Source organism: Chthonobacter rhizosphaerae (genome assembly GCF_013839525.1).
GTDB lineage: Bacteria > Pseudomonadota > Alphaproteobacteria > Rhizobiales > Pleomorphomonadaceae > Chthonobacter > Chthonobacter rhizosphaerae.
The window spans coordinates 285,859-307,815 of the sequence record NZ_JACDIS010000001.1 but is presented as its reverse complement, the minus strand read 5'-3'; the positions used below and the strand labels follow the sequence as shown (position 1 = coordinate 307,815).

Here is a 21,957-nt window from a genome sequence, read left to right as displayed (position 1 = left end):
GACGCGCCGAACGGGCCTGGGGGGCCGGCCGATGACCGCGCTTTCGCCGAACGCCGGCGGGCCTGACGGCGCGGCGCCGAACGGCCGGAGCGCCGTGGAGCTTCTCAGCATCGCGGGCCTCTGCGCCGTGCTGGTGTTCCTGGAGTTCCGCCTCGGCCTGATGAGCGCCGTCGCGGTGTTCCTGTCCCGGGAGATCCCGTTCGGCAGCACGGTGGTGGTGGCGGTGGTGGGCGGCCTCTGGGCCGGGCTCGGCGTCTTCAGCGTCGGCCGCCGGGTGGAGCTCGCCCGGGCGCACGCCGCCCGCAGCACCCTGATGGCCGCCTTCGAGGCCCACCGGCTGACCGAGCCGGTGACCGGCCTGCCGAACACCTACGGTCTCCTCGCCTATCTGGACGGGCTCCTCGCCGAGGCCCGGGAGGGCGCCTTCGTGGACCTGGTGGCGGTGGAGTTCGCCAACCTGCCGCTGATCCGCGACGTCCACGGGACGGCGCTTCAGGAGGCGATGGAGCGGGAGATCGCCGACCGGCTGACCGGCCTGGTCCGGACGGGGGATTTCCTCGCCCGCGGCCCGGGCAGCAGCTTCTACCTGGTGCGCGCCGTGACCGGCCCGGCGGCCTTCACGGCGACGGACGAGGAGGTGACCGCCATCCTGGCCGCCTTCCGGGGCGGGCTGGCGGTGGACGGCCTCGTCATCCCGGCCCGGATCCACGTGGGCACCGCCACGGCGCGCGCGGGCACGATCGGCGCCATGGCGCTGCTCGACCGGGCGGATCTGGCTGTCCACCACAGCCGGCGCAAGGGACCCGGCGCGGTCTCGGCCTTCGATGCCGAGATGAAGACCGCGTTCGAATACCGCGCCATGATCGAGACCTCCATCGCGGGCGCGCTGAAGGCCGGCGAGATCGTGCCCTACTTCCAGCCGCTGATCGACCTGTCGCGCAACAAGGTGGCCGGGTTCGAGATCCTGGCCCGCTGGCAGCACCCGACCGTCGGCTACATCGCGCCGTCGGTGTTCATCCCGATCGCCGACGAGATCGGCATCCTGGAGCCGCTGACGCTCGACCTGCTGGGCAAGGCCTGCCGGGCCGCCTCGGCCTGGGGCGACCACATCATGCTGGCGGTGAACGTGTCGCCGACGGTGCTGCGCAACCCGGCTTTCCTGGCCGGATTCCGCGAGGTGCTGAAGGCGAGCCGGTTCGACCCGAAGCGCCTGGAGGTGGAGATCACCGAGAACGCCTTCATCGACGAGGTGGCGGGGCTCGACCTGGTGGTCGCCTCCCTGAAGGACGAGGGCGTCTCCATCTCGATCGACGATTTCGGCACCGGCTATTCCAGCCTGCAGCGGCTGCGCTCGCTGCCCTTCGACAAGATCAAGATCGACCAGTCCTTCGTGAAGGACATGGGGGAGAACGCCGACAGCCGGCGCATCGTGGAGGCCATCATCGGCCTCGGCCTCAGCCTCGGCCTGCCCACCACGGCGGAAGGCATCGAGGCGGAGAGCAACCGGGCGCTGCTGGAGGGCCTGGGCTGCTCCACCGGCCAGGGCTTCCTGTTCGCCCCGGCCATGCCGGCCGACGAGGTGCCGGGCTTCCTTACCCGCTATGCCGCCGAAGGGGTGGTGGCGCTGCGCCGGACCGCCTGACCGCGCCGGCCGGTGAAAAACCCGGCGGGCGTCACCGTGAGCGGAACCGATCGGCGCGCCGTGCGTTCAACGATCCGTCCGCGGAACGGGTTCTTGTGTCGCATCATGGTGATCGAACGGCTGTCGGCCGTGCTCTTCGACGTGGGTGGCGTGACCGCCGCCGTGCCGCTGTCGAGCGTGCGCGAAGTCCTGCCGTTGCCGCACTTGAGCCGGCCGCCGGGGTCGCCCGCCCCGTTCGCCGGCTTCCTTGACCGGGCCGGCGCGGCCCTGCCGGCGGTGCGGCTCGCCATGCTGTTCGGCCTCGCCGACCGCGCGCCGGAGATCGATCCGCTCGACGCCCATCTCCTGGTGGTCGGCCATGAGGCGCTGACGGTCGCCTTCCTGGTGGACCGGGTGCTGGACGTCGTCACCGCGGGGCCGGTGACCGCCACGCCGGTGGCGCCGGACGCGACCCTGAACGGCTGCGTGGAGATGGAGGTGGCCCTGCGCGGCGGCCTCGTGCCGCTCGTCTCCGCCGACCGGCTGCTGACCGCGAGCGAACGGGAGCGGCTCGCCTCGCTGACCCGGCTCGAGGCCGAGCGCGCCGCCCGCTGGGCCGACGCATGACCGGACGGGACCCCGAGGGGACGGTGGCGGCTATCCTGGCCGACCCGGGCTTTCCGCCGCTGAAGCGGCTGGTCATCGACCGCACCGGGCACCACTACTACGAGGACAAGGACCGGCTGCTCGCCGAGCGGATCGGCCGCCGGATGGCGGCGACCGGGGCGGCGGGGCTGGCCGCCTACCGGGCGCGGCTGGAGGACGGCGCGGGCGGGCCCGCCGAATGGGCGGCGCTGGTCGCCGAGATCACCATCGGGGAGACCTTCTTCTTCCGCTTCGCCGAGCAGTTCGCGGCCCTTCGCGACACCATCCTGCCGGAGATCCTGGAGCGGAACGCGGCTGGCCGGCGGATCCGGATCTGGAGCGCCGGGGCGGCGACCGGGGCGGAGGCCTATTCGCTGGCCATCCTGGTGCGGGACCTCCTCGGCGAGGCGGTCCGGGACTGGCGCGTCTCCATCGTGGGCACGGACATCAACGAGCAGTTCCTGGCGATGGCGCGGCAGGCGGTGTACGGGCGCTGGGCGCTGCGCTCGCTGGGGCCGGAGGAGCGGGACCGCTGGTTCACGGCGGGGGAGCGGCCGAACACGTTCGCGCTGAAGCGGCCCTACGCGTCGCTGGTGCGGTTCGAGCCGCACAACCTCCTCAGCCTCCTTGACGGCACGTCGCCGCTGCAGTTCTCCGACTTCGACCTCGTCCTCTGCCGGAACGTGCTGATCTACTTCCACCCGGACACGGTGGCGAGGATCGTGGCGGCGCTCGGCGACACCTTGGCCGAGGGCGGCTGGCTGCTGCTCGGCCACGCGGAGATCAACCCGGCCTTCGGCGGGCCGGTGACGCCGGTGGACCTCGGCGGCACGCTGGTGTTCCGCCGCCGCCCGGCGGGCGGGACGGCCCCGGCGACCGGCGAGACGGCGGCGGCGGGCGGGACGGCGGCGCCGGTGGGCGAGACGGCGATGCGGTCCGGGCGCTCCGGGGCGGGCGCGGAACGGGCCTCGGCGCGCGGGACGGGCACGACGGGCCGGCGGGCGGAGCGGCGGGCGGCGGATCCGGCGCGGGTCCGGGCGGCGGCGCCGCCGATCGCCCCATCGGCGCCGGAGCCGCTCGACGGGGACGCCGAACCGGCGGCAAGGCTCGGCGCGGCCGCGCGGGCGAGCGCGGACCGGGGGGACTTCTCCGCCGCGCTCGCCGCCTGCCGGGAAGGGCGGCGGCGGCATCCGGCCGACCCGGTGTTCCATCACCTGGAAGGCCTCGTGGACCGCGCCTCCGGCCGGCCGGACCGGGCCGAGGCGGCGTTCCGGCGCGCGCTCTTCCTCCAGAAGGACTTCGTCATGGCCCACTACCACCTGGGGCTCACCCTGATCGAGACGGGGCGGGCGGCGGACGGCCGCCGCTCGGTCGCCAACGCGGCCCGGCTCGCGGCCCGGCTGCCGGAGGACGACCCGCTGCCGGAGGGGGACGGCCTGACTGCCGGCACGCTGCACGCCATGGCGCGCGTCCTCCTCGACGGGGCGGCTCCGGCCGGCCGGCCGCCGTCCGGCCCGGCGGCGCACCGATCGATGGGAGGGCGCTGACATGCCCGACGAGATCCGCCGCCGCCGACGCATCCTCGACGCCCGCACCCGGGAGCTCGCCCGCGGCGGCCGGTCCGCGCCGGCGGCGCCGCGCGGGACGGCGCAGCTTCTGGTGGAGACGGGCGGGACGGTGTTCGGCGTCCCGCTCGCCGCCACCCGGGGCGTGACGCCGGCGGGCGCCGTCGCGCCGCTGCCGGGCACGCACCCGGCGGTCGTCGGCATCGCCCACCAGGCGGGGCGGTTCGTGGGCGTGATCGACCTTTCCGCCGCGCTCGCCCTGCCGGCGGCGGAGCGGGCGGGCTTCCTCGTCCTCCTCCGGTCCGAGCCGCCGGTGGCGCTCGCCGTGGAGGCGGTGCGCGGGACCGCCACGCCCGAAGCCGTCGCCGAGGCCGGCAGGGCCGTCGGCGACGGCGCCCGCGCGGGCGGGAGCGCCGGCGGCGCGGTGGCCGGGCACGCCCGGCTCGACGGCCCGGCGGGCGGCGCGGTGACCCTCCTCGACCTTCCGGCGCTGACCGCGCCGCTCTTTCCCCTTCCGCTGGCCTTTCCGAAAGGCGTGACCTCCTGATGACCGTCTCGATCGCCAACCGCATCCTTCTCGGCTTCTTCCTGATCATCGCCCTCATGGTGGGGATCGGCGCCTACGCGCTCGGCCAGATCGCCGACGTGCGCGACACCACGAGCACCATCGTGGCGCGCGACCTGCTGGTGCTGCGCCAGGTGACCCGCGTGCAGGCGGACCAGAGCCGGTTGGCGGCCGTCCGCGACGCGGCCGTGACCGGCCTTCTCGCCCGGGCGACCGGCCGGCCGGCGGCGGGCGACGCGGACCCGCTGGTGGCGTGGCAGCGCCAGCTCGACGTCAACGACCGGACCCTCGCCGAGGCGATCGCCCAGGCGGAGGCGCTCGCCGGGCAGGCGGTGAACCCGGCCCGCGCCGCCGCCTTCCAGGCGATCCGCCAGCGCCTGGCGGACGCCTCCGCCGACATGCGCCGGCTGCGGGAGGCGAGCGAGGCCCAGATCGCGGCCGTGCGGGCGGGCGACGTGGACGCGGTGCTGGCGGGCGCGGGCCCGGTGGCGACGATCCGCGACGCCCTGGCGCTCTCGCTGCAGGCGGCGGAGGCCGAACTCGACGCGGCCGTCCGGCTCGGCCAGCAGCGGGTCGCGGACGTCTACACGGAAAGCCGGTCGTCGATCGCGATCGGGATCGGCGCGACGGCGCTGCTGGCGCTCGTCATCGGGCTCGCGATCCGCCAGTCGATCGTGACGCCGCTCTCCGCCTTCATGGGCTTCGTGGAGAAGATCGGCCGCGGCGACCTCTCCGGCGCGGCGGCGGCGACCGGCCGCGACGAGATCGGCCGGCTCGGCGTGACGCTGAACGGCATGGTGGAGGGCCTGCGCCAGTTGGCCGGCCAGAGCCGGGAGGCGACCGAGAACCTCAACGCGGCGGTGGCGGAGATCCGCGCCTCCACCCAGGAGCAGGCGGCGAGCGTGGAGGAGCAGCTGGCCGCCGTGCAGGAGACCGCCGCCACCGTGGACGAGATCACCCACGCGGGCAGCCAGATCGGCAAGCGGGCCCAGGAGGTGATCGCCTCGGCCCAGGCGACCGCCCAGACCTCGACCGCCGGCCTCGACGCCGTGGAGGAGACGGCCCGGGCGATGGACGCCATCCGCGAGCAGGCGGAGGCGGTGGCCGGCAACATCGTGGCGCTGAGCGAGAAGACCCAGGCGGTCGGCGAGATCATCACGACGGTGAACGACATTTCCGAGCGCTCGCACCTCCTCGCCCTCAACGCCGCCATCGAGGCGGCGGCGGCCGGGGAGAGCGGGCGCAGCTTCGCCGTGGTGGCGGCGGAGATGAAGCTGCTCGCCGACCAGGCCAAGGAGGCGACCGGACAGGTGCGCTCCATCCTCGGCGACATCCAGCGCGGCATCAACGCCTCGGTCATGCTGACCGAGGAGGCGGTGAAGCGGGTGGCGGCCGGCAAGGAGAAGTCGGACGTGACCCAGAAGACCATCGACGAGATCACCCAGCGGGTGCAGGACAGCGTGCACACCTTCCAGCAGATCGTGGCCTCCACCAACCAGCAGCAGCTCGGCATCGAGCAGGTGATGGGGGCGCTCCAGAACATCCGGCAGGCGAGCCAGCAGACCGCCGCCGGCACCCGCCAGCTGGACCAGGCGGCCGGCACGCTCGCCGACCTCGCCCACGCGCTCCTGTCCCTCTCCAACCGCTACCGGATCTGACGGGAGGCCACAGCGGGTGAGCGACCTCCTCAAGGAGCTTCTGGCCGCCTTCGACGCGGAACACAGGGAGCACGTCGGCGTGATCCGGCGGGCGCTGGACCGCGCCGCGTCCGGCCAGCCGGTCGACCTCGCCGACGTGTTCCGCCGGGCGCACAGCCTGAAGGGCGCCGCCCGGGCGGTGGACATCGGCCCCGTGGAGGATCTGGCGCACCGGCTGGAGGCGCTGGTGCAGCGGGTGATCGACGGCGACCTCCGCCTCAACGCGCCGGTGCGGGCGGCGGTGGAGCAGGCGCTCGACGCGATCGAGGGACACGTGGCGACGCTCGACGGGGGTGGCGACCCTCAGGCGATGGCGGCCGCGGCCGAGGCGCTGGAGAGGGTGGAGGCGCCGGAGAGGGCGGAGGGGTCGCCGGCGGGGCCGGAGCCCGCGCCGGGTGCCGAGCCGGAAGCCGGTGGGGAGCCGCGGGTCGCGGATCGGTCTCCGGCCGCCGCCGTGACCGGCGACGAACCGGCCGACCGGGCCCCGGGGGACACGGCGGCTGCGGCCGGGACGGCGGGAGCGCCGGTTCCGGAGGGCGCGGATGCGCCCGGCGGCGTGCCCGCCGGAGAGGGTTCGGCGGGGCTCGACGCGATGCGCCGGGACCCGGCGGCCGCCGCGCCCGAGCCGGACGGCGCCGCGGCGTCGGGGGACGGGAGGGAGGCGCTGGCGGAGGAGGCCGCGCGCGGCGCCGAGCCGACGGCGCCCGACGAGGGGAGCGAGGTGCTGCGGGTGTCCGCCCGGCAGGTGGAACGGCTCGGGGCCTCCCTGTCGCTCGTGCTGGGGGAGGTCCAGGCTCGCCAGGGCCTGCCGGCCGAGCTGAAGAACCTGGCCGCGACGGCGCGCTCGCTGGCGCGGGCGCTCGGCGAGGTGCGCGAGCCGGCGGCCCGGATCGCCGCCGACCTCGGCCGCGCGGGCGACGGGCCGGGCACGCCTGCCGCCGTGGCGCGCCGGCTGGCGCGGCGGCTGGCGGAGGTGGAGACGGTCGCGACGGCGCTGCAGGTGGACCTCAACCGGCTGGCCCAGGCGGAGCGCCGGCAGGCCTTCTCGCTGGAGCGCGCCGCCACGCGCCTCGCCGAGGATGTGGAGGGCGTGTCGCTGGTGCCGGTGGAGACCGTGCTCGGGGGGCTCGGCCGCATGGTGCGCGACCTTGCGCGCGCCCAGGGCCTGGCGGTCCGGTTCCGGGCGGACGGCTTCGAGGCGCTCGTCGACCGGCGGCTTCTGCAGGGGCTGAAGGATCCGGTGCTCCATCTCGTCCGCAACGCGGTCGGCCACGGGGGCGAACCGGCGGAGGCGCGGGCGGCGGCCGGCAAGCCGGCGGAGATGGAGGTGGCGGTGACCGCCGCCGTCGGGGGAGGGCGGCTCACGCTGACCGTCTCCGACGACGGGCGCGGGCCGGACCTCGCCCGCATCGAGGCGGTCGCGGTGGAGCGGGGGCTGATGAAGCCGCGCTCCTTCGGGGCGCCGCCGCCCTCGCCGGACCGGCTGCTGGCCCTGGTGTTCGAGGCGGGCTTCTCCACCGCGCCGGCGGTGGACCGGCTGTCCGGGCGCGGCGTGGGCCTGTCGGTGGTGGCCGAGGCGGTGCGCCGGCACCGGGGGCATGTGGAGCTGCGGCCCCGCCGGCCGTTCGGCACCGAGGCGGTGCTGTCGGTGCCGCTCGCGGCGGCGCTGCAGTCGATCGTCGTCCTGGAGGCGGCCGGGCGCGCCTACGGGTTGCCGAGCCATGGGGTGGAGCGCCTGCTGCGGGTGCCCGAGGCGGCGCTTCACAGTGTGGAGGGCCGGCCGGCGGTCTGGATCGAATTCGGCGGACAGGACGTTGTGGTTCCGATCATCACATTGCCTGACGTTCTGGGTCTTGCCGCCGTGCCGCTTCCCGTCCATGCCGGAACCCTCACCGTAGCGACGATCCGGCGGGGAGACCGCCGGCTGGGCCTTGCCGTGGACGCCCTCAAGGACGCCCGATCCATGATCGTGAGCGCCGTGGACGGGTTCGGGGCGGACGGCAGGATCGTGTCCGGGGCGGTGCTGACCGACGACGGGCTGCCGGCGCCGGTGCTGGACGGCGCCGCGCTGGTGGAGCGCTGGCTGGAGACGGACGGGGCCGCCGCGAGGGGCGTCGGCCTGTCGGACTGGCGCCCGGCCGCCGAGGCGAAGCCCGTGACCATCCTGGTGGTGGACGACAGCATCACGACCCGGACCCTGGAGAAGAGCATCCTGGAGGCGCAGGGCTACCGGGTGATCCTGAGCGTGGACGGGCTCGACGCCCTCAACGCGCTGCGCGCCGGCGAGGCGGTCGTCGACCTGGTGATCGCCGACGTGGAGATGCCCCGGATGGACGGCTTCGGCCTCCTGCAGGCCATCCGGGCGGACAGCCGCTTCGCGGCGCTGCCGGTCATCCTGATGACGTCCCGCGCCGCGCCGGAGGACGTGCGCCGGGGTCTCGACCTCGGTGCGAGCGCCTATGTGACGAAGCAGACCTTCGACCAGCGCGACCTCCTGGCCACGATCGGACAGCTGCTGTGATCGCCGGCGCCCCCCGCACCCCCGTCCGCGTCATGATCGTGGAGGATTCCGCGGTCGTCCGCCGCCTGCTGGCGCACATCGTTTCGCGCGATTCCCGCCTGACGGTGGTGGCGGCGGTGGAGACCGCCGAGGAGGCCCTGATGGAGGTGCACCGGGTGCAGCCGGACGTGATCTCCATGGACATCCGCCTGCCCGGCATGGACGGCCTGGAGGCGATCAGCCGGATCATGGCGGAGCGGCCGACGCCGATCGTGGTGATCGCCGACGCGGTGGAGGACACCTCGCTCAAGATCTCGCTGAACGCGCTCCGGCTGGGGGCCCTGTCCGTGGTCGAGAAGCCGGTGGGTCTGGGCAACGCCAAGTACGAGACCGTGGCGGGGACGATCTGCACCCAGCTCTTCATCATGAGCCAGGTGCCGGTGATCCGACGGCGCAGCATCGGCCAGCGGCCGGCGCCCGGCCGTCCGGTCCCGGACCTCGCCGGGCCGGTGGCGGCGCCGGCGGTGGTGGCGGTCGCGGCGTCCACCGGCGGCCCGCCCGCGCTCGCCCGCGTGCTCGGCGCGCTGCCCGCCGACTATCCGCTGCCGGTGCTGCTGGTGCAGCACATGGGCGCGCCCTTCATGGAGGGCTTCGCGGCCTGGCTGGACGGGCTGGTGCCGATGACCGTGCGGCTCGCCGCCTCCGACGAGGTGGCGAAGGCCGGGCACGTCTACGTGGCGCCGGGGGACCGGCACCTGAGCGTGGCGGCGGCCGGCGGTCTCCTGAAGGTGACGGACGATGCGCCGGTCGGCGGCCAGCGGCCGTCGGCGAACGTGCTGTTCTCCTCGCTGGCGGCGGTCTACGGGCCGCGGGCCGTGGGCGTGCTCCTCACCGGCATGGGCGAGGACGGGGCCGCGGGCCTGACGGCGCTGCGCCAGGCGGGCGGCTTCACGGTGACCGAGGACGAGAGCACGGCGGTGGTCTACGGCATGCCGGCGGCCGCCGTCCGGATGGGCGGGTCGCGGGTGAGCCTGCCGCTGGACCTGGTCGGCCCGCGCCTTCTCCGGCTCGCGGGGGGGCGCTCATGACGGCGCCGCCCGTGTCCGATCCGGAATGCCGCCGAGACCGCATCCTGGTGGTGGAGGACAGCCCCACCCAGGCGCTGAAGCTGCGCCACGTGCTGGAGACCGCCGGCTACCAGGTGGAGTGGGCGACGTCCGCGGAGGCGGCGTTCGACATCCTCAACGAGCGCACGCCGGACCTCGTGATCGCGGACTTCCACCTGCCGGGCATGAACGGCGACGGGCTCGCCCGGCAGATCCGCATGAACGTGCAGACCCGGACGCTGCCGGTGATCATGCTGACCGAGGCCTCCGAGCGGGAGGTGGAGCGGCACGGCCTGGAGAGCGGGGCCGACGCCTACGTGCCGAAGTCGGCGCCGCAGACGCTGCTTCTCCTCAGGATCAAGGCGCTGATGCGGCGCCGGCCGGGGACGGCCGAGGCGCAGGAGGGATCGGCGGGCGCCGGCTCGCCGCGCTATTCCACCTTCCGGCGGGCGAGCCTCCTCCTGGTGTCGGACCGGGAGCCGCCGGACGGGGCGGCGGCGGCGCTCGCCCGCGGCCTGACGGCGCGCGACGCCTTCGCGGTGAGCACGGCCGCGACGGCGGAGGCGGCCTTCGCCCGGCTCGCCGAAGCGCCCTCGGCGGTGGACTGCGTGATCGTGGACCTGATGTCGGAGCGGTTCGACGGGCCGGCGCTGGTGACCGAGCTCGACCGGCTGCGCGCCGGGCCGGAGGGCGGAGGGCCGGCGGAACCGGACTTCGTGCTGGTGGCGCTCTACGACGAGGAGCGGCTGTCCTCGGCGGCGGTGGCGGAGATCTACGGCTCGGGCGTCGACGACATGGTGCCGGCGACGGCGGAGCCGGATCTCCTGGACCTCCGGATCCGGGCGCTCGTCCGGCGCAAGCTGCTGCGCGAGGAGAACCGGCGGATCGAGAGCGACTTCCGGGCGCGCGAGCTCGCCGTCGAGCGGGCGCGGGCGGACGCGGAGGCGGCGGAGGCGCGGGCGGCGCTGGCGGGGGAACTGGAGCAGGCCAACCGGGACCTCGCGCACACGAACCAGCGCCTGCAGGAGACCCAGTCGCAGCTGGTGCACGCGGCCAAGATGGCCTCGCTCGGCGAGCTCGTGGCCGGCATCGCCCACGAGATCAACAACCCGCTCGCCTTCGTGCTCGCCCACCACGGCACGGTGGAGCGGGCGGTGCGCACGCTCGCCGACCGGGTGGCGGACGACCCGGAGGCGGCCGCGCGCGCCGGCAAGGCGCTCGACCGGCTCGCCAGCATGCGGGTGGGGCTGACGCGGATCCAGGACCTGGTGCTCAACCTGCGCAAGTTCTCGCGCCTCGACGAGGGCGACGCCGACACCCTGGACGTGCCGTCGTCCATCGAGACGGTGCTGTCGCTCCTCTCCCACAAGCTCGGCGACGGCGTGACCGTCACCCGGCGCTACGAGGCGGAGCCGACGCTCGTCGCCTCGCCGGCGCTCCTCAACCAGGTGGTCATGAACATCATCGGAAACGCGGCCGACGCCATCGGCGACAGGGGAACAATCGCCATCGAAACGCGATCGGACGACAGGACGTACGAGATCGCCATCAGCGACGACGGCCCCGGCGTGCCGCCGGACCTGAAGAATCGGATCTTCGAGCCCTTCTTCACCACCAAGCCGGTGGGCGCCGGGACGGGCCTCGGCCTCGCCATCTCCTACGGCGTGGTGCTGGCGCACAACGGGGACATCGCGGTGGAGACGGCCCCGGGAGGCGGCGCGCGCTTCGTCATCCGGATCCCGCGGAGGACGCCATGAGCCAGATCGCCCAGAGGGCCCTCGGGCCGACCCGGACCCGGCCGCTGCCGCTGGTGCTGGTGGTCGACGACGAGCCGGACATCCTGACGGCCCTGGAGGACCTCCTGGAGGACGAGTTCCGGGTGCTGGCCGCCACCTCGGCGGCGGACGCGCTCGGCCGGCTCCGGGCCGAGCCCGACGTGGCCGTGATCGTCTCCGACCAGCGCATGCCGGGCATGACCGGCGACGCCTTCCTGGAGCGGGCGCGGGCGATCACCGACGCGGGCGCCATCCTGCTGACCGGCTACGCGGACCTCGGGGCGGTCGCCTCGGCGGTGAACCGGGGCGGGATCGTGGCCTATGTGGCGAAGCCCTGGGACGCGGCCGCCCTGAAGAGCCTGGTGGCGACGACGGCGGAGCGCACCCGCCTCGCCCGCGACCTCGCGACCGAGCGGGCGATCGTGCGCGGCCTCCTGGAGAGCGGCGCGGACGCCATCTCGTTCAAGGACCGGGACGGCCGCTTCGTGCGTCTCAACGCCCGTAAGGCGGCCGCCTTCGGGCTCGACCCGGCGGACTGCGTGGGGCTGAGGGAGAGCGAGCTCCGGCCCGACGGCGCCGCCGTGGAGGCGGCCGACCGGGCGGCGCTCGCCTCCGGCCGGGAGGACGAGGAGGTGGGCGAGGAGACGGACGAGACCGGCCGCACGGTCCACCTCTCCACCCGCCGCGTGCCCATCCCGGGCGAGGACGGCCGGCCGGCCTTCCTGATGACCGTGGAGCGGGACGTGACCGAGGCCCGCCAGATGGAGGCGCGGCTCGCCCAGACGGAGAAGATGCGGGCGCTCGGGACCCTGGCGGGGGGCATCGCGCACGACTTCAACAACCTTCTCACCGCCATCATCGGCGGCCTGGAGCTGGCCGAGCGGCGCCTGCCGGAGGACGAGCGGCTGCACCGCTACGTGACCGGCGCCCGGGAGGCGGCTGAGCGGGGCGCGGTGCTGACCAAGCGGCTGCTCGGCTTCAGCCGCCAGACCGACGCCAGCACGGCGGTCGTCGACGCCAACGCGCTGGTCGGCCGGATGCGCGACCTCCTCGACCACGCCCTCGGCGGCACCGTGTCGGTGGAGCGGCGCCTGGAGGCCCGGCCCGCCAAGGTGAGGGTGGACCCGGACCAGCTGGAGCTCGCCGTCCTCAACCTCTGCATCAACGCCCGCGACGCCATGGCGGCGGGCGGCGTGGTGACCGTCTCCACCGGCAACCGGTCGGTGCCGGACGGAGGCGCCCTGCCGCCCGGCGACTACGTGACGGTGAGCGTCTCCGACACGGGCGAGGGAATGCCGCCGGACGTGCTGGCGCGGGTGTTCGAGCCCTTCTTCACCACCAAGGAGGTGGGCAAGGGCACGGGCCTCGGCCTGTCCATGGTCTACACCTTCGCCACCCAGGCGCGCGGCACGGTGGAGATCGACAGCCAGGTGGGGCGCGGCACCACGGTGACCCTGGTGCTGCCGCTCGACAGCGGCGACGAGGGCGGGCGCGAGGAGGCGAAGCCGGCGGTGACCGGGCCGAAGCGGCGGCTGACCATCCTGGTGGTGGACGACGACCCGGCTGTGCGCCAGGTGACGGCCGCCTTCGTGACCGCCATGGGGCACGCCCTCTCCGAGGCGGCGGACGGGGCCTCCGCCCTGGCGCTCCTCGACGGGGGGCTGTGGCCGGACCTCCTCATCGTGGACTACGCCATGCCGGGGATGACCGGCGTGGAGGTGGCCGAGGAAGCCCGCCGCCGCCGGCCCGGCATGCCGGTGCTGTTCGTGACCGGGCACGCGGAGGACGAGGCGCTGGCCGCCATGGACCGCTATCTCGCCAAGCCGTTCCGCCAGGACGACCTCGCCATGGCGATCGCCGACCTGGTGGCCTGACAGGCGCGCCGGCGGGCGCGATGGAAAAAGCCGCGCCGGCGGGCGCGATGGAACAGGCGGCCCGCCGGGCGATTGGGGGCCATCCACCGGACCGGGCGACGCGCCCGGACGGCGCCGGCCCTCGAGGGCCGGCGGACCTCCAGACGCTGGGCAGGCCATGGCGGACGAACCGAAGACGACGACCGAACGGGGACCCGGAGACGACCGGAACCGGAAGGGGCCGCCCGAACCCGGCCGCGAGCCGGCCGGCCCGCACGCGGACCCGACCCTGATCGACCCGGACAAGACACCCGGGACCGGCGCGCTGCCGCCGGCGGACGGGACCGCGGACCAGGATTCCAACAGCGGCTGACAAACGCGGGCGGCGGCCGGGGCTGATGGGCTTCATGGGCCTGATCGGCCTCAGGAGCGCGGAAAAGACCGCGGGCGGCGGCACGCGACGAGAGGCGGCCGCCCGGTGGTCCGGGCGGCGGCGGTCGTTTTCGAAGACGGGCGCGAGCCGGGGCGCCGCCTCAGGCGGCGAGGCTCGCGCGGACGCGCCGCGCCAGATCGGCGTCGCGCACCGGTTTCTCCACGATGCTGTCGGCCTTGACGCCGTTGAGTTCGGCGGCCTGGCCGTAGCCGGTCAGGAACAGCACCGGCATGTCCGGCCGGGCGCGGGTGACGGCCTCGGCGACGGCGACGCCGTTCATGCCGGGCATCTGGAAATCCACGAGCAGCATGTCCACCGGTTCGCCGCGCTCGATCACGGCGAGCGCGTCGCGGCCGCAGGCGGCTTCCAGGACCGCGTAGCCGTGGTGTTCCAGCATGGCGGAGGTGACGTCGCGGACGAGCGGATCGTCGTCCACGAGCAGGATGGTGGCGAGCGGCGGCGCCTGCCGGGGCGAGCCGCGGCTGGCCAGGCCGAAGCCCTCCATGGGGATGGCGTGGGCCGGTTTCGTTTTTGTGATGGCGTCCAAGAGCGTGGCCTCCCGGTCGAGGACCCTCGACCGATGGGTCGAACGCCGAACGGCGACCCTTTGTTCCCGGCCGGCAGGCAGGCGCCCGACCGGACGGAGCCCGCCTCCGGGCCGGGACGGCGCAGGAACGATCCGGGCGTCGGCCGGTTGAGGGTCGTAACCGCTCCAAGAAGGAGAAGACCCATGGCCGAACAGTCTCTTCAGGCGATCTTCCTGCACACGCTGAAGGATGTCTACTACGCCGAGAATGCGATCCTGAAGCATTTGCCGACCCTCTCCAAGGCGGCGGGCGACAAGGCCCTCAAGGAGGCGTTCGACGCCCACGCCAAGGAGACCGCCCAGCAGCTGAAGCGCCTGGAGCGGGTGTTCGAGCTGATGGACGAGAAGCCTTCGGGCGAGAAGTGCCATGCGCTGGAGGGCCTCGCCAAGGAGGCCGACGAAGTGGTCGCCGCCTTCCCGGCGGGCGCCGCCCGGGACGCGGGCCTGATCGCCGCCGCGCAGGCGGTGGAGCACTACGAGATCGCCCGCTACGGCACGCTCCGGGCCTGGGCCATCCAGCTCGGCCAGGACGAGGCGGCGGACCTCTTCGCCGAGACGCTGGCGGAGGAGGAGTCCACCGACGACCTCCTGTCGGAACTCGCCGAGGACGTGGTGAACCCCAAGGCCGCGTGACGGCGGAAACGCCTGACGGCGGGCGCCGCCTGATCGCGATGACCCTGACGGCGGAACGACCTGACGGCGGAGGAGAGGCTTGATGGACCCCATGGCGGACGTGACGGCGGCCGACGCGGCATCGATGGAGGCCGCCGGCGGCCCCGGCGCGGAGGGCGACGCCCTCGCGCGGCTCGCGGACGCCTACGGCATCGAGCCGTCCTTCGTGGACGCCAACGGCGCCACGGTGGAGACCTCGGACGAGATCCGGCGGGCGCTCCTCGCCGCCATGGGCGTGGACCTCTCCGACGTCGCCGGCGCCCTCGCCCGGCTGGAGGAGGAGGCGGCCGGCCGGTTGCTGCCGCCGGTGATCGTGGCGCGCCCGGCGGACGGGCGCGTGCGGATCAGCCTGTCGCGGCCGGTCGCCGGCCGCTGGCGGGCGGTGGCCGAGGACGGCGCCGAGCGGGAGGGCGCGGTGGACGGCGGCGCGCTCGACCTCGGCGACCTGCCGTTCGGCTATCACCGGCTCGACCTTCAGGCGGACGGGACCGCGACCGAGGCGACGCTCGTGGTCACGCCCGGCGCCTGCTGGCTGCCGGAGGGCCTGACCGAGGGGCGCCGGCTCTGGGGCGTGTCCGTCCAGCTCTATCTCCTGAAGTCCGAAGCCAACTGGGGCATCGGCGACTACGCCGACCTGGTGCTCCTGGTGGAGGCGCTCGCGGACGAGGGCTGCGCGGTGGTGGGCCTGAACCCGCTGCACGCCCAGTTCATGGACGCTCCGGAGGACGCCTCGCCCTATTCGCCGGCGAGCCGGCTCCTCCTCAACATCCTCAACATCGCGGTGCCGCTCCTCCCCGAGGCGGCGGACCCGGACGTGGCGGCCTGGATCGGCTCCGACGCGGTGACGGACCGGATCGCCGCCGCCCGGGCGACGCCGCTGGTGGACTACACGGCGGTCGCGGATCTGAAGCTGGAGGCGCTGCGCCGCTGCCATCAGGCCTTCCGGCGCGCGTCCGACCCGGACCGGGCGATGGCCTTCGAGCGCTTCCGGGCGGAGCGGGGCGATCGGTTCGAGCGGGCCGCGCTGTTCCTGGCCCTTCGCGACCATTTCGCCCGCGAGGAGGACAATCCCGACTGGCACCGGTGGCCGGAGCCGTTTCGCGACCCGGGTTCGGCCGAGGTGCGCCGCTTCGCCGAGGAGCACCGCGACGCGGTGGACTTCTTCGCCTGGACCCAGTGGGTGGCGGACGGCCAGCTGGCGATGGCGGCCGACGCGGCGCGGGCCGGCGGCATGGCGATCGGCCTCTACCGGGACCTCGCCGTGGGGGCGGACCTCGCCGGCGCGGAGACCTGGGCCAACGCCGCGGCGGTGCTGGACGGCGTGGAGGTGGGCGCGCCGCCGGACCTCTTCAACCCGGCCGGCCAGAGCTGGGGCCTGCCGCCCTTCCACCCGCGCCGGCTGCGCGAGGAGGGCTACAGGAGCTTCATCGACCTGGTGCGGGCGAACATGCGCCACGCGGGCGGCCTTCGGATCGACCACGTGATGGGGCTGCAGCACCTCTACTGCATTCCGAAGGGATCGAGCCCGCGGGAGGGCGCCTACCTTGGCTATCCGGTGGACGACCTTCTCGGCGTCCTGGCGTTGGAAAGCGCGCGCAACCGGTGCCTTGTGGTCGGCGAGGACCTCGGCACGGTGCCGGAGGGCTTCCGCGACAGGATGGCGGACGCGCAGGTGCTCTCCTACCGGGTGCTGGCGTTCGAGAAGGACGAGGAGACCGGCGGCTTCGCGCCGACCGGCGCCTATCCGGTGCTGTCCGTGGCGGTGGCGGCGAGCCACGACCTCGCCACCCTGAAGGGCTGGTGGCAGGCCCGCGACGTGCAGGCCAAGGACGCGCTCGGCCTCTATCCGGACGAGGCGGAGGCGACGCGCCAGCGGGAGCTGCGCGACCGGGAGCGGCGCGAGCTCGCCACCCTTCTCCACCGGGAGAAGCTGCTGGCCACCGAGGGGCCGATCCGGGTGGAAAGCTTCGTCGACGCCGCCCACCGGCACCTGTCGCTGACCACCTCGGCGCTCGCGGTGGTTCAGCTCGACGACATCACCGGCGAGAAGGACCAGGTGAACATTCCGGCGACCGACAGGGAGACGCCGAACTGGCGTCGCAAGTACGCCGAGACGGTGGAACGGCTGGCGACGTCCGGGGCCTTCGCCCACATCGCCAGGCTGATGGCGGAGCGGGCCGACGGCGACGCCGCCCGGGCCGGCGGACCGGACGCGTCCGGCCGGGAAACGGAGAGCGGATGACGGCTGCCTATCTGAACCGGGTGGGCCATGCGGTGCCGCCCCACGACGTCCACCAGACCTTCATCGCCTTCGCCGAGCGGATGCTGGCGACCAACCGGGACCGGGCCCTGTTCCGCCGCATGGCGGAACGCGGCCAGATCGAGCACCGCTGGTCGGCGCTGCGGCCGAACCCGAGCCGGGCGGCGGGCGCGAGCGTGGACGACGGCGACTTCTTCCGCCCGGGCGCCTTCCCGTCCACCGGCGCGCGCATGATCCGCTACGAGGAGACCGCGCCGGCGCTGGCGGAGGAGGCCGTGCGGGCGCTGGACCTTGAGGGCCGCGAGAGCGAGGTGACCCACCTGATCGTGGTGACCTGCACGGGCTTCATGGCGCCGGGGCTGGACCTGCTGCTCGTCGACCGGCTGGGACTGCGGCCGGACATCGAGCGGACGGTGGTGGGCTTCATGGGCTGCCACGCGGCCATGAACGCGCTGCGGCTCGCCCGGCACGTGGTGCGGTCGGAGCCGTCCGCGCGGGTGCTGGTGGTGTCGGTGGAGCTCTGCACGCTGCACCTCCAGGAAAGCGCCGACCTGGAGCAGGTGCTCTCCTTCCTGGTGTTCGGCGACGGCGCGGCGGCGGCCCTGGTGAGCGGCGAGCCGCACGGGCTGGCGCTCGACGCCTTCCAGACCATCCTGGTCTCCGAGGACCCGGGCCTGATCACCTGGTCGGTGCGCGACGCGGGCTTCGACATGGTGCTGTCCGGCAAGGTGCCGGGGGCGCTGCGCGGCGCCCTGGAGACCCGCTCCGGCCGGTTCACCGAGAACGCCGACGCGCCGATCGAGCACTGGGCCGTGCATCCGGGCGGGCGGTCGGTGCTCGACGCGGTGGAGGCCGCGTTCCGGCTGCCGGCCCAGGCGCTCGGCGCCTCCCGGGCGGTGCTGCGGGAGTTCGGCAACATGAGCTCGGCCACCATCCTGTTCGTGCTCGCCCGCATGATGGCGGCGGGCCGCGAGGGGCCGGGGCTCGCCATGGCGTTCGGGCCGGGGCTGACCGCCGAGACCATGCGCTTCCGCCTGGTGGGCGGGCCATGACGGCGTTCCGGATCGACCGGCGCTCGACGCTGCAGGAGCTGATGGACACCGAGACGGTGCCGTTCGAGGACTTCCGGGACTGCCTCAAGGACCTGTCCAGCGTCAACCGGATCTCGTTCGGCTACCGGCCGACCCTGAGCTTCCTGGAGCGGTTCGTCGGCGACGGGCGGCTGCCCGAGGGCCGGCCGCTGCGGGTGCTCGACGTGGGCAGCGGCTACGGGGACACGCTGCGGGCGATCGCCCTCTGGGCGGGGCGGCGGGGGATCCCGGTGGCGCTCACGGGCGTGGACCTCAACCCGTGGTCCACCCGCGCGGCCCGGGAGGCGACGCCGGACGACCTGCCGGTGCGGTTCGTGACCGGCGACGCGTTCGCCTTCCGGCCGGACCATCCGCCGGACCTGGTGATCTCGGCGCTCTTCACCCACCACCTGGACGACGCGGCGCTGGTGCGCTTCCTGGAATGGATGGAGGAAGAGGCCGCGCTCGGCTGGTTCGTCAACGACCTCCACCGGGACCCGGTCGCCTACCACGGCTTCCGGGCGATCGCGACGGCGGCGCGCTGGCACCGGTTCGTGCGCCACGACGGGCCGCTGTCGATCGCCCGCGGCTTCCGGCGGGAGGACTGGTCGCGCCTGCTGGTGGCGGCGGGACTGGCGGCGCGGGGCGTTTCGATCGAGTGGTGGCTGCCCTACAGGCTCTGTCTCGGGCGGGTGAAATGACCGGACCGGTGGACGTGGCGGTGATCGGCGGCGGGCTCGCCGGACCGGCGGCGGCGATCCGGCTCGCCCGGGCGGGCCGTCGCGTGCGGCTGGTGGAGAAGCAGGCGGCGGCGCACGACAAGGTCTGCGGGGCCTTCCTCAGCGGCGAGGCGATGGCGGCCCTGGAGGCGCTGGGGCTCGATCCGGGCCGCCTCGGCGCGGTGCCGATCGGCCGGGTCGGGTTCGCGGCCGGCCGGCGGCTGGTGGCGGCGCGCCTGCCGTTTCCGGCCGCGAGCCTCAGCCGGCGCGTGCTCGACGAGGCGCTGCTCCAGGCGGCGGCGGACGCGGGCGCGACCGTGACGCGCGGCCGTGCGGCGCGCGCCCTGGTGACGTCGGCGGACGGGGCGGCGGTGCGGCTCGACGACGGCGAGGTGGTGCGGGCGCGCGCGGTGTTCGTGGCGACCGGCAAGCACGACCTGCCGGGCCGGCCGCGACCGCCCGGCGGCAACGACCTCGTCGGCTTCAAGATGGCCTACCGGGGCGGCCGGGGCCTCGACGGGCTCGCGGCGGACCGGGTGGACGTGGCGCCCTTCCGGGGCGGCTACGCGGGCATCCAGCCGATCGGGACCGGCGACCTCAACCTCTGCTTCCTGGTGGACCGGAGCCGCCTGCACGCGGCCGGCGGGCGGTTCGACGCGCTGGTGCCGGACCTCCTGGCCGAATCGCCGCTCCTCGCCGCCCGGCTCGACGGGGCGGCGCCGCTGTCCGACAAGCCGCTCGCGATCGCGCGCGTGCCCTACGGCTTCGTGCGGACGCGGACGGACGGGCCGGTGTGGTGGCTCGGCGACCAGGCGGCGGTGATCCCGTCCTTCACGGGCGACGGCATGGCGATCGCGCTCGTGAGCGCGCGACTCGCCGCGGAGGCCTTCCTGGCCGGCGGCAACGCGGCGGACTTCCAGGCGGCGCTCGCGGAGCGGACCCGTGCGCCGGTGCGCCGGGCGGGCGTGGTGGCGGCGCTCCTCGACCGGCCGGCGGCGCTGGCGGCCGCGTCCATGGCGGTGCGGGCGGCGCCCGTGATCCTCGCCGGCGTCGCGGCGGCGACCCGGGTGGCGCGCGACCGGCCGACGGGGGCGCTCAGCTCCAGCCCGCGTCCACGGTGAACTCCTGGGCCGTGCAGGCCGAGGAGGCCTCGGAGGCGAGGAAGAGCGCGAGGTCGGCCACCTGGTCGGGCTCGATGCGGATCTTCAGGCACTGGCCCTTCAGCATCTCGGCCTCCGCTTCGGGCGTCAGCCAGAGGGCCTTCTGGCGCTCGGTCATGACCCAGCCGGGCAGGAGGGTGTTGACGCGGATGCCGAACGGGCCGAAGTCGCGGGCAAGGCCGCGGGTGAGACCGTGCACGGCGGCCTTCGCCATGGTGTAGGCGGGCATGCCGCCGTTGCCGAGCTTCCAGGAGATCGAGCCGAAGTTCACGATGGAGCCGCCGCCGAGCCGCTTCATCATGGGCAGGACCGCCTGGGCGGCGAACATCATCGGCCGCTGGTTGATGGCCATGCGGTCGTCCCAGTAGGCGCGGGTGACGTCCTCCACCCGGTGGCGCTGGTCGTTGGCGGCGTTGTTGAGAAGGACGCCGACGTCGCCATGGACCTCGCCGGCCCGGCGGACCGCCGCCTGGAGGGCGGGCACGTCGCGGATGTCGCACGGGATGAAGAGGGGCGCGACGCCCGTCTCCGCCGCGACCGCGTCCACGAGCGCGCGGCTCTCCTCCTCGGCGATGTCCACGAAGGCGACGCGCGCCGTCTGGGCCGCGAAGGCGCGGGTGAGCGCCGCCCCGATGCCGCTGCCGCCGCCGGTGACGAAGACGGACGCGGCGGCAAGGTCCGGATAGAAGGCGCGAGACGGCATGGAAACAGGTCCTGAACAGGTGGATCGGACCCCATGGATCCTCCGAAACGGTCGGTCCTGTCCAGACCGCGCCGTTTCCCGCGGCCGGGGACGCGGCCATCGGCGGCGGATGCGCCCTTCGCGAAAGTGCGTTAGATTTCGTCTCCTCCGGGCCAAGCGAACCCAATCCGAAGGGCGATCGAACATCATGCTACTCGCGCGCCAGCACGCCATCCTGGATCTCGCCAAGCAGATCGGGCGGGTGACGGTGGACGACCTCGCCAGCCGCTTCGACGTCACGCCCCAGACGATCCGCAAGGACCTGAACGAGCTCTGCGAGCAGCGCCTGCTCGCCCGGGTGCACGGCGGCGCGATCCTGGCGTCCGGGGTGGAGAACGTGGGCTACGACGCCCGCCGGCAGATCGCCTCGCGGGAGAAGGCGGCGATCGCCAAGGCGGCCGCGGAGATGATCCCGAACGACGCCTCGCTCTTCATCAACATCGGCACCACCACGGAGGCGGTCGCGCAGGCGCTGCTGCAGCACACCGGCCTGATGGTGATCACCAACAACATCAACGTCGCCAACATCATGCGGTCCTACCCGAAGATCGAGGTGGTAATCGCCGGCGGCGTGGTGCGCCGGTCGGACGGCGGCATCGTGGGCGAGGCGGCGGTGGACTTCATCCGCCAGTTCAAGGTGGACTTCGCCATCGTGGGCACGTCGGCCATCGACGAGGACGGCTCGCTGCTCGACTACGACTTCCGCGAGGTGAAGGTGGCCCAGGCTATCATGGCCAACGCCCGCCACGTGATCCTCGTCACCGACAGCACCAAATTCGACCGCACCGCCCCGGTCCGGATCGGCACCGTGGACCAGGTGGACACGTTCGTGACCGACGTGTGCCCGAGCGAGCGGGTGCGCCGCCTGCTCGCGGAGGCGGACGTGCGGCTCGTGGAGGCGCTGAGGGACGAAGGCGCGGTGGCGGACCGCGCGGCGGGCGACGCGACGGGCGTCGGCGCCGGCTGACCGCCGGCCGGCGCCGGCCGG

At 74.5% G+C, this 21,957-nt stretch carries 18 protein-coding genes; 16 read left to right on the top strand and 2 right to left on the bottom strand.

The features are described 5' to 3' along the window. Window positions 1-31 precede the first annotated feature (31 nt). From HND91_RS01370 to HND91_RS01325, 10 genes are all read left to right on the top strand, one after another. Complete coding sequence (locus HND91_RS01370; protein WP_181704719.1) at window positions 32-1,642, top strand: putative bifunctional diguanylate cyclase/phosphodiesterase; 1,611 nt, start codon at window positions 32-34, stop codon at window positions 1,640-1,642. 93 nt (window positions 1,643-1,735) lie between these two features. Then, on the top strand, window positions 1,736-2,248 hold the full coding sequence (locus HND91_RS01365; protein WP_181704718.1) for a chemotaxis protein CheW: 513 nt from the start codon (window positions 1,736-1,738) through the stop codon (window positions 2,246-2,248). Beyond that, window positions 2,245-3,813 (top strand): CheR family methyltransferase, encoded by a 1,569-nt coding sequence (locus tag HND91_RS01360; protein WP_181704717.1) that lies wholly within the window; start codon window positions 2,245-2,247, stop codon window positions 3,811-3,813. Before HND91_RS01365 ends, HND91_RS01360 begins: the two co-directional genes overlap by 4 nt. A gap of 1 nt (window position 3,814) precedes the next feature. Next, the gene (locus HND91_RS01355) at window positions 3,815-4,378 is read left to right on the top strand and encodes a chemotaxis protein CheW (protein ID WP_181704716.1); all 564 of its coding nucleotides are present in this window, start codon (window positions 3,815-3,817) and stop codon (window positions 4,376-4,378) included. Then, entirely contained in the window at window positions 4,378-6,054 is a 1,677-nt protein-coding gene (locus tag HND91_RS01350) for a methyl-accepting chemotaxis protein (protein ID WP_181704715.1), read from the top strand. The genes HND91_RS01355 and HND91_RS01350 overlap by 1 nt, the downstream gene beginning before the upstream one ends. 16 nt (window positions 6,055-6,070) lie before the next feature. Continuing rightward, window positions 6,071-8,614: a response regulator gene (locus tag HND91_RS01345; protein ID WP_181704714.1), complete on the top strand. Its 2,544-nt coding sequence runs from the start codon at window positions 6,071-6,073 to the stop codon at window positions 8,612-8,614. A gap of 32 nt (window positions 8,615-8,646) precedes the next feature. After that, window positions 8,647-9,681: a chemotaxis-specific protein-glutamate methyltransferase CheB gene (cheB, locus tag HND91_RS01340; RefSeq protein WP_181705180.1), complete on the top strand. Its 1,035-nt coding sequence runs from the start codon at window positions 8,647-8,649 to the stop codon at window positions 9,679-9,681. Further along, window positions 9,678-11,456, top strand: coding sequence for a response regulator (locus HND91_RS01335; protein ID WP_181704713.1), 1,779 nt, complete (start codon window positions 9,678-9,680; stop codon window positions 11,454-11,456). The genes cheB and HND91_RS01335 overlap by 4 nt, the downstream gene beginning before the upstream one ends. Then, window positions 11,453-13,348, top strand: coding sequence for a response regulator (locus HND91_RS01330; protein ID WP_181704712.1), 1,896 nt, complete (start codon window positions 11,453-11,455; stop codon window positions 13,346-13,348). Before HND91_RS01335 ends, HND91_RS01330 begins: the two co-directional genes overlap by 4 nt. Window positions 13,349-13,505: 157 nt before the next feature. Continuing rightward, entirely contained in the window at window positions 13,506-13,700 is a 195-nt protein-coding gene (locus HND91_RS01325; RefSeq protein WP_181704711.1) for a hypothetical protein, read from the top strand. A gap of 160 nt (window positions 13,701-13,860) precedes the next feature. On the opposite strand, the gene HND91_RS01320 is transcribed toward HND91_RS01325, so the two are convergent. Further along, window positions 13,861-14,307 carry a response regulator gene (locus tag HND91_RS01320; RefSeq protein ID WP_181704710.1) on the bottom strand — a complete coding sequence of 149 codons (447 nt, stop codon included), beginning with the start codon at window positions 14,305-14,307 and terminating at the stop codon, window positions 13,861-13,863. A 183-nt stretch (window positions 14,308-14,490) separates the two neighbouring features. On the opposite strand from HND91_RS01320, the gene HND91_RS01315 reads away from it, so the two are divergent. The 5 genes from HND91_RS01315 (at window position 14,491) to HND91_RS01295 (ending at window position 20,188) form a co-directional block, all read left to right on the top strand. Then, a complete protein-coding gene (locus tag HND91_RS01315; protein WP_181704709.1) occupies window positions 14,491-14,979 on the top strand; it encodes a YciE/YciF ferroxidase family protein in 489 nt (162 codons plus the stop codon). An 82-nt stretch (window positions 14,980-15,061) separates the two neighbouring features. Continuing rightward, the gene (gene malQ / locus HND91_RS01310) at window positions 15,062-17,260 is read left to right on the top strand and encodes a 4-alpha-glucanotransferase (protein WP_181704708.1); all 2,199 of its coding nucleotides are present in this window, start codon (window positions 15,062-15,064) and stop codon (window positions 17,258-17,260) included. Beyond that, window positions 17,257-18,330 carry a type III polyketide synthase gene (locus HND91_RS01305; RefSeq protein WP_181704707.1) on the top strand — a complete coding sequence of 358 codons (1,074 nt, stop codon included), beginning with the start codon at window positions 17,257-17,259 and terminating at the stop codon, window positions 18,328-18,330. The genes malQ and HND91_RS01305 overlap by 4 nt, the downstream gene beginning before the upstream one ends. After that, complete coding sequence (locus HND91_RS01300) at window positions 18,327-19,049, top strand: methyltransferase domain-containing protein (protein ID WP_181704706.1); 723 nt, start codon at window positions 18,327-18,329, stop codon at window positions 19,047-19,049. The genes HND91_RS01305 and HND91_RS01300 overlap by 4 nt, the downstream gene beginning before the upstream one ends. After that, the gene (locus HND91_RS01295; RefSeq protein ID WP_181704705.1) at window positions 19,046-20,188 is read left to right on the top strand and encodes an NAD(P)/FAD-dependent oxidoreductase; all 1,143 of its coding nucleotides are present in this window, start codon (window positions 19,046-19,048) and stop codon (window positions 20,186-20,188) included. The genes HND91_RS01300 and HND91_RS01295 overlap by 4 nt, the downstream gene beginning before the upstream one ends. On the opposite strand, the gene HND91_RS01290 is transcribed toward HND91_RS01295, so the two are convergent. Then, complete coding sequence (locus HND91_RS01290) at window positions 20,163-20,930, bottom strand: SDR family NAD(P)-dependent oxidoreductase (RefSeq protein ID WP_181704704.1); 768 nt, start codon at window positions 20,928-20,930, stop codon at window positions 20,163-20,165. The two genes, HND91_RS01295 and HND91_RS01290, sit on opposite strands and share 26 nt — an antisense overlap. A gap of 187 nt (window positions 20,931-21,117) precedes the next feature. Between HND91_RS01290 and HND91_RS01285 the strand changes: the two genes are divergently transcribed. Then, the gene (locus tag HND91_RS01285) at window positions 21,118-21,936 is read left to right on the top strand and encodes a DeoR/GlpR family DNA-binding transcription regulator (RefSeq protein WP_181704703.1); all 819 of its coding nucleotides are present in this window, start codon (window positions 21,118-21,120) and stop codon (window positions 21,934-21,936) included. Window positions 21,937-21,957 lie beyond the last annotated feature (21 nt).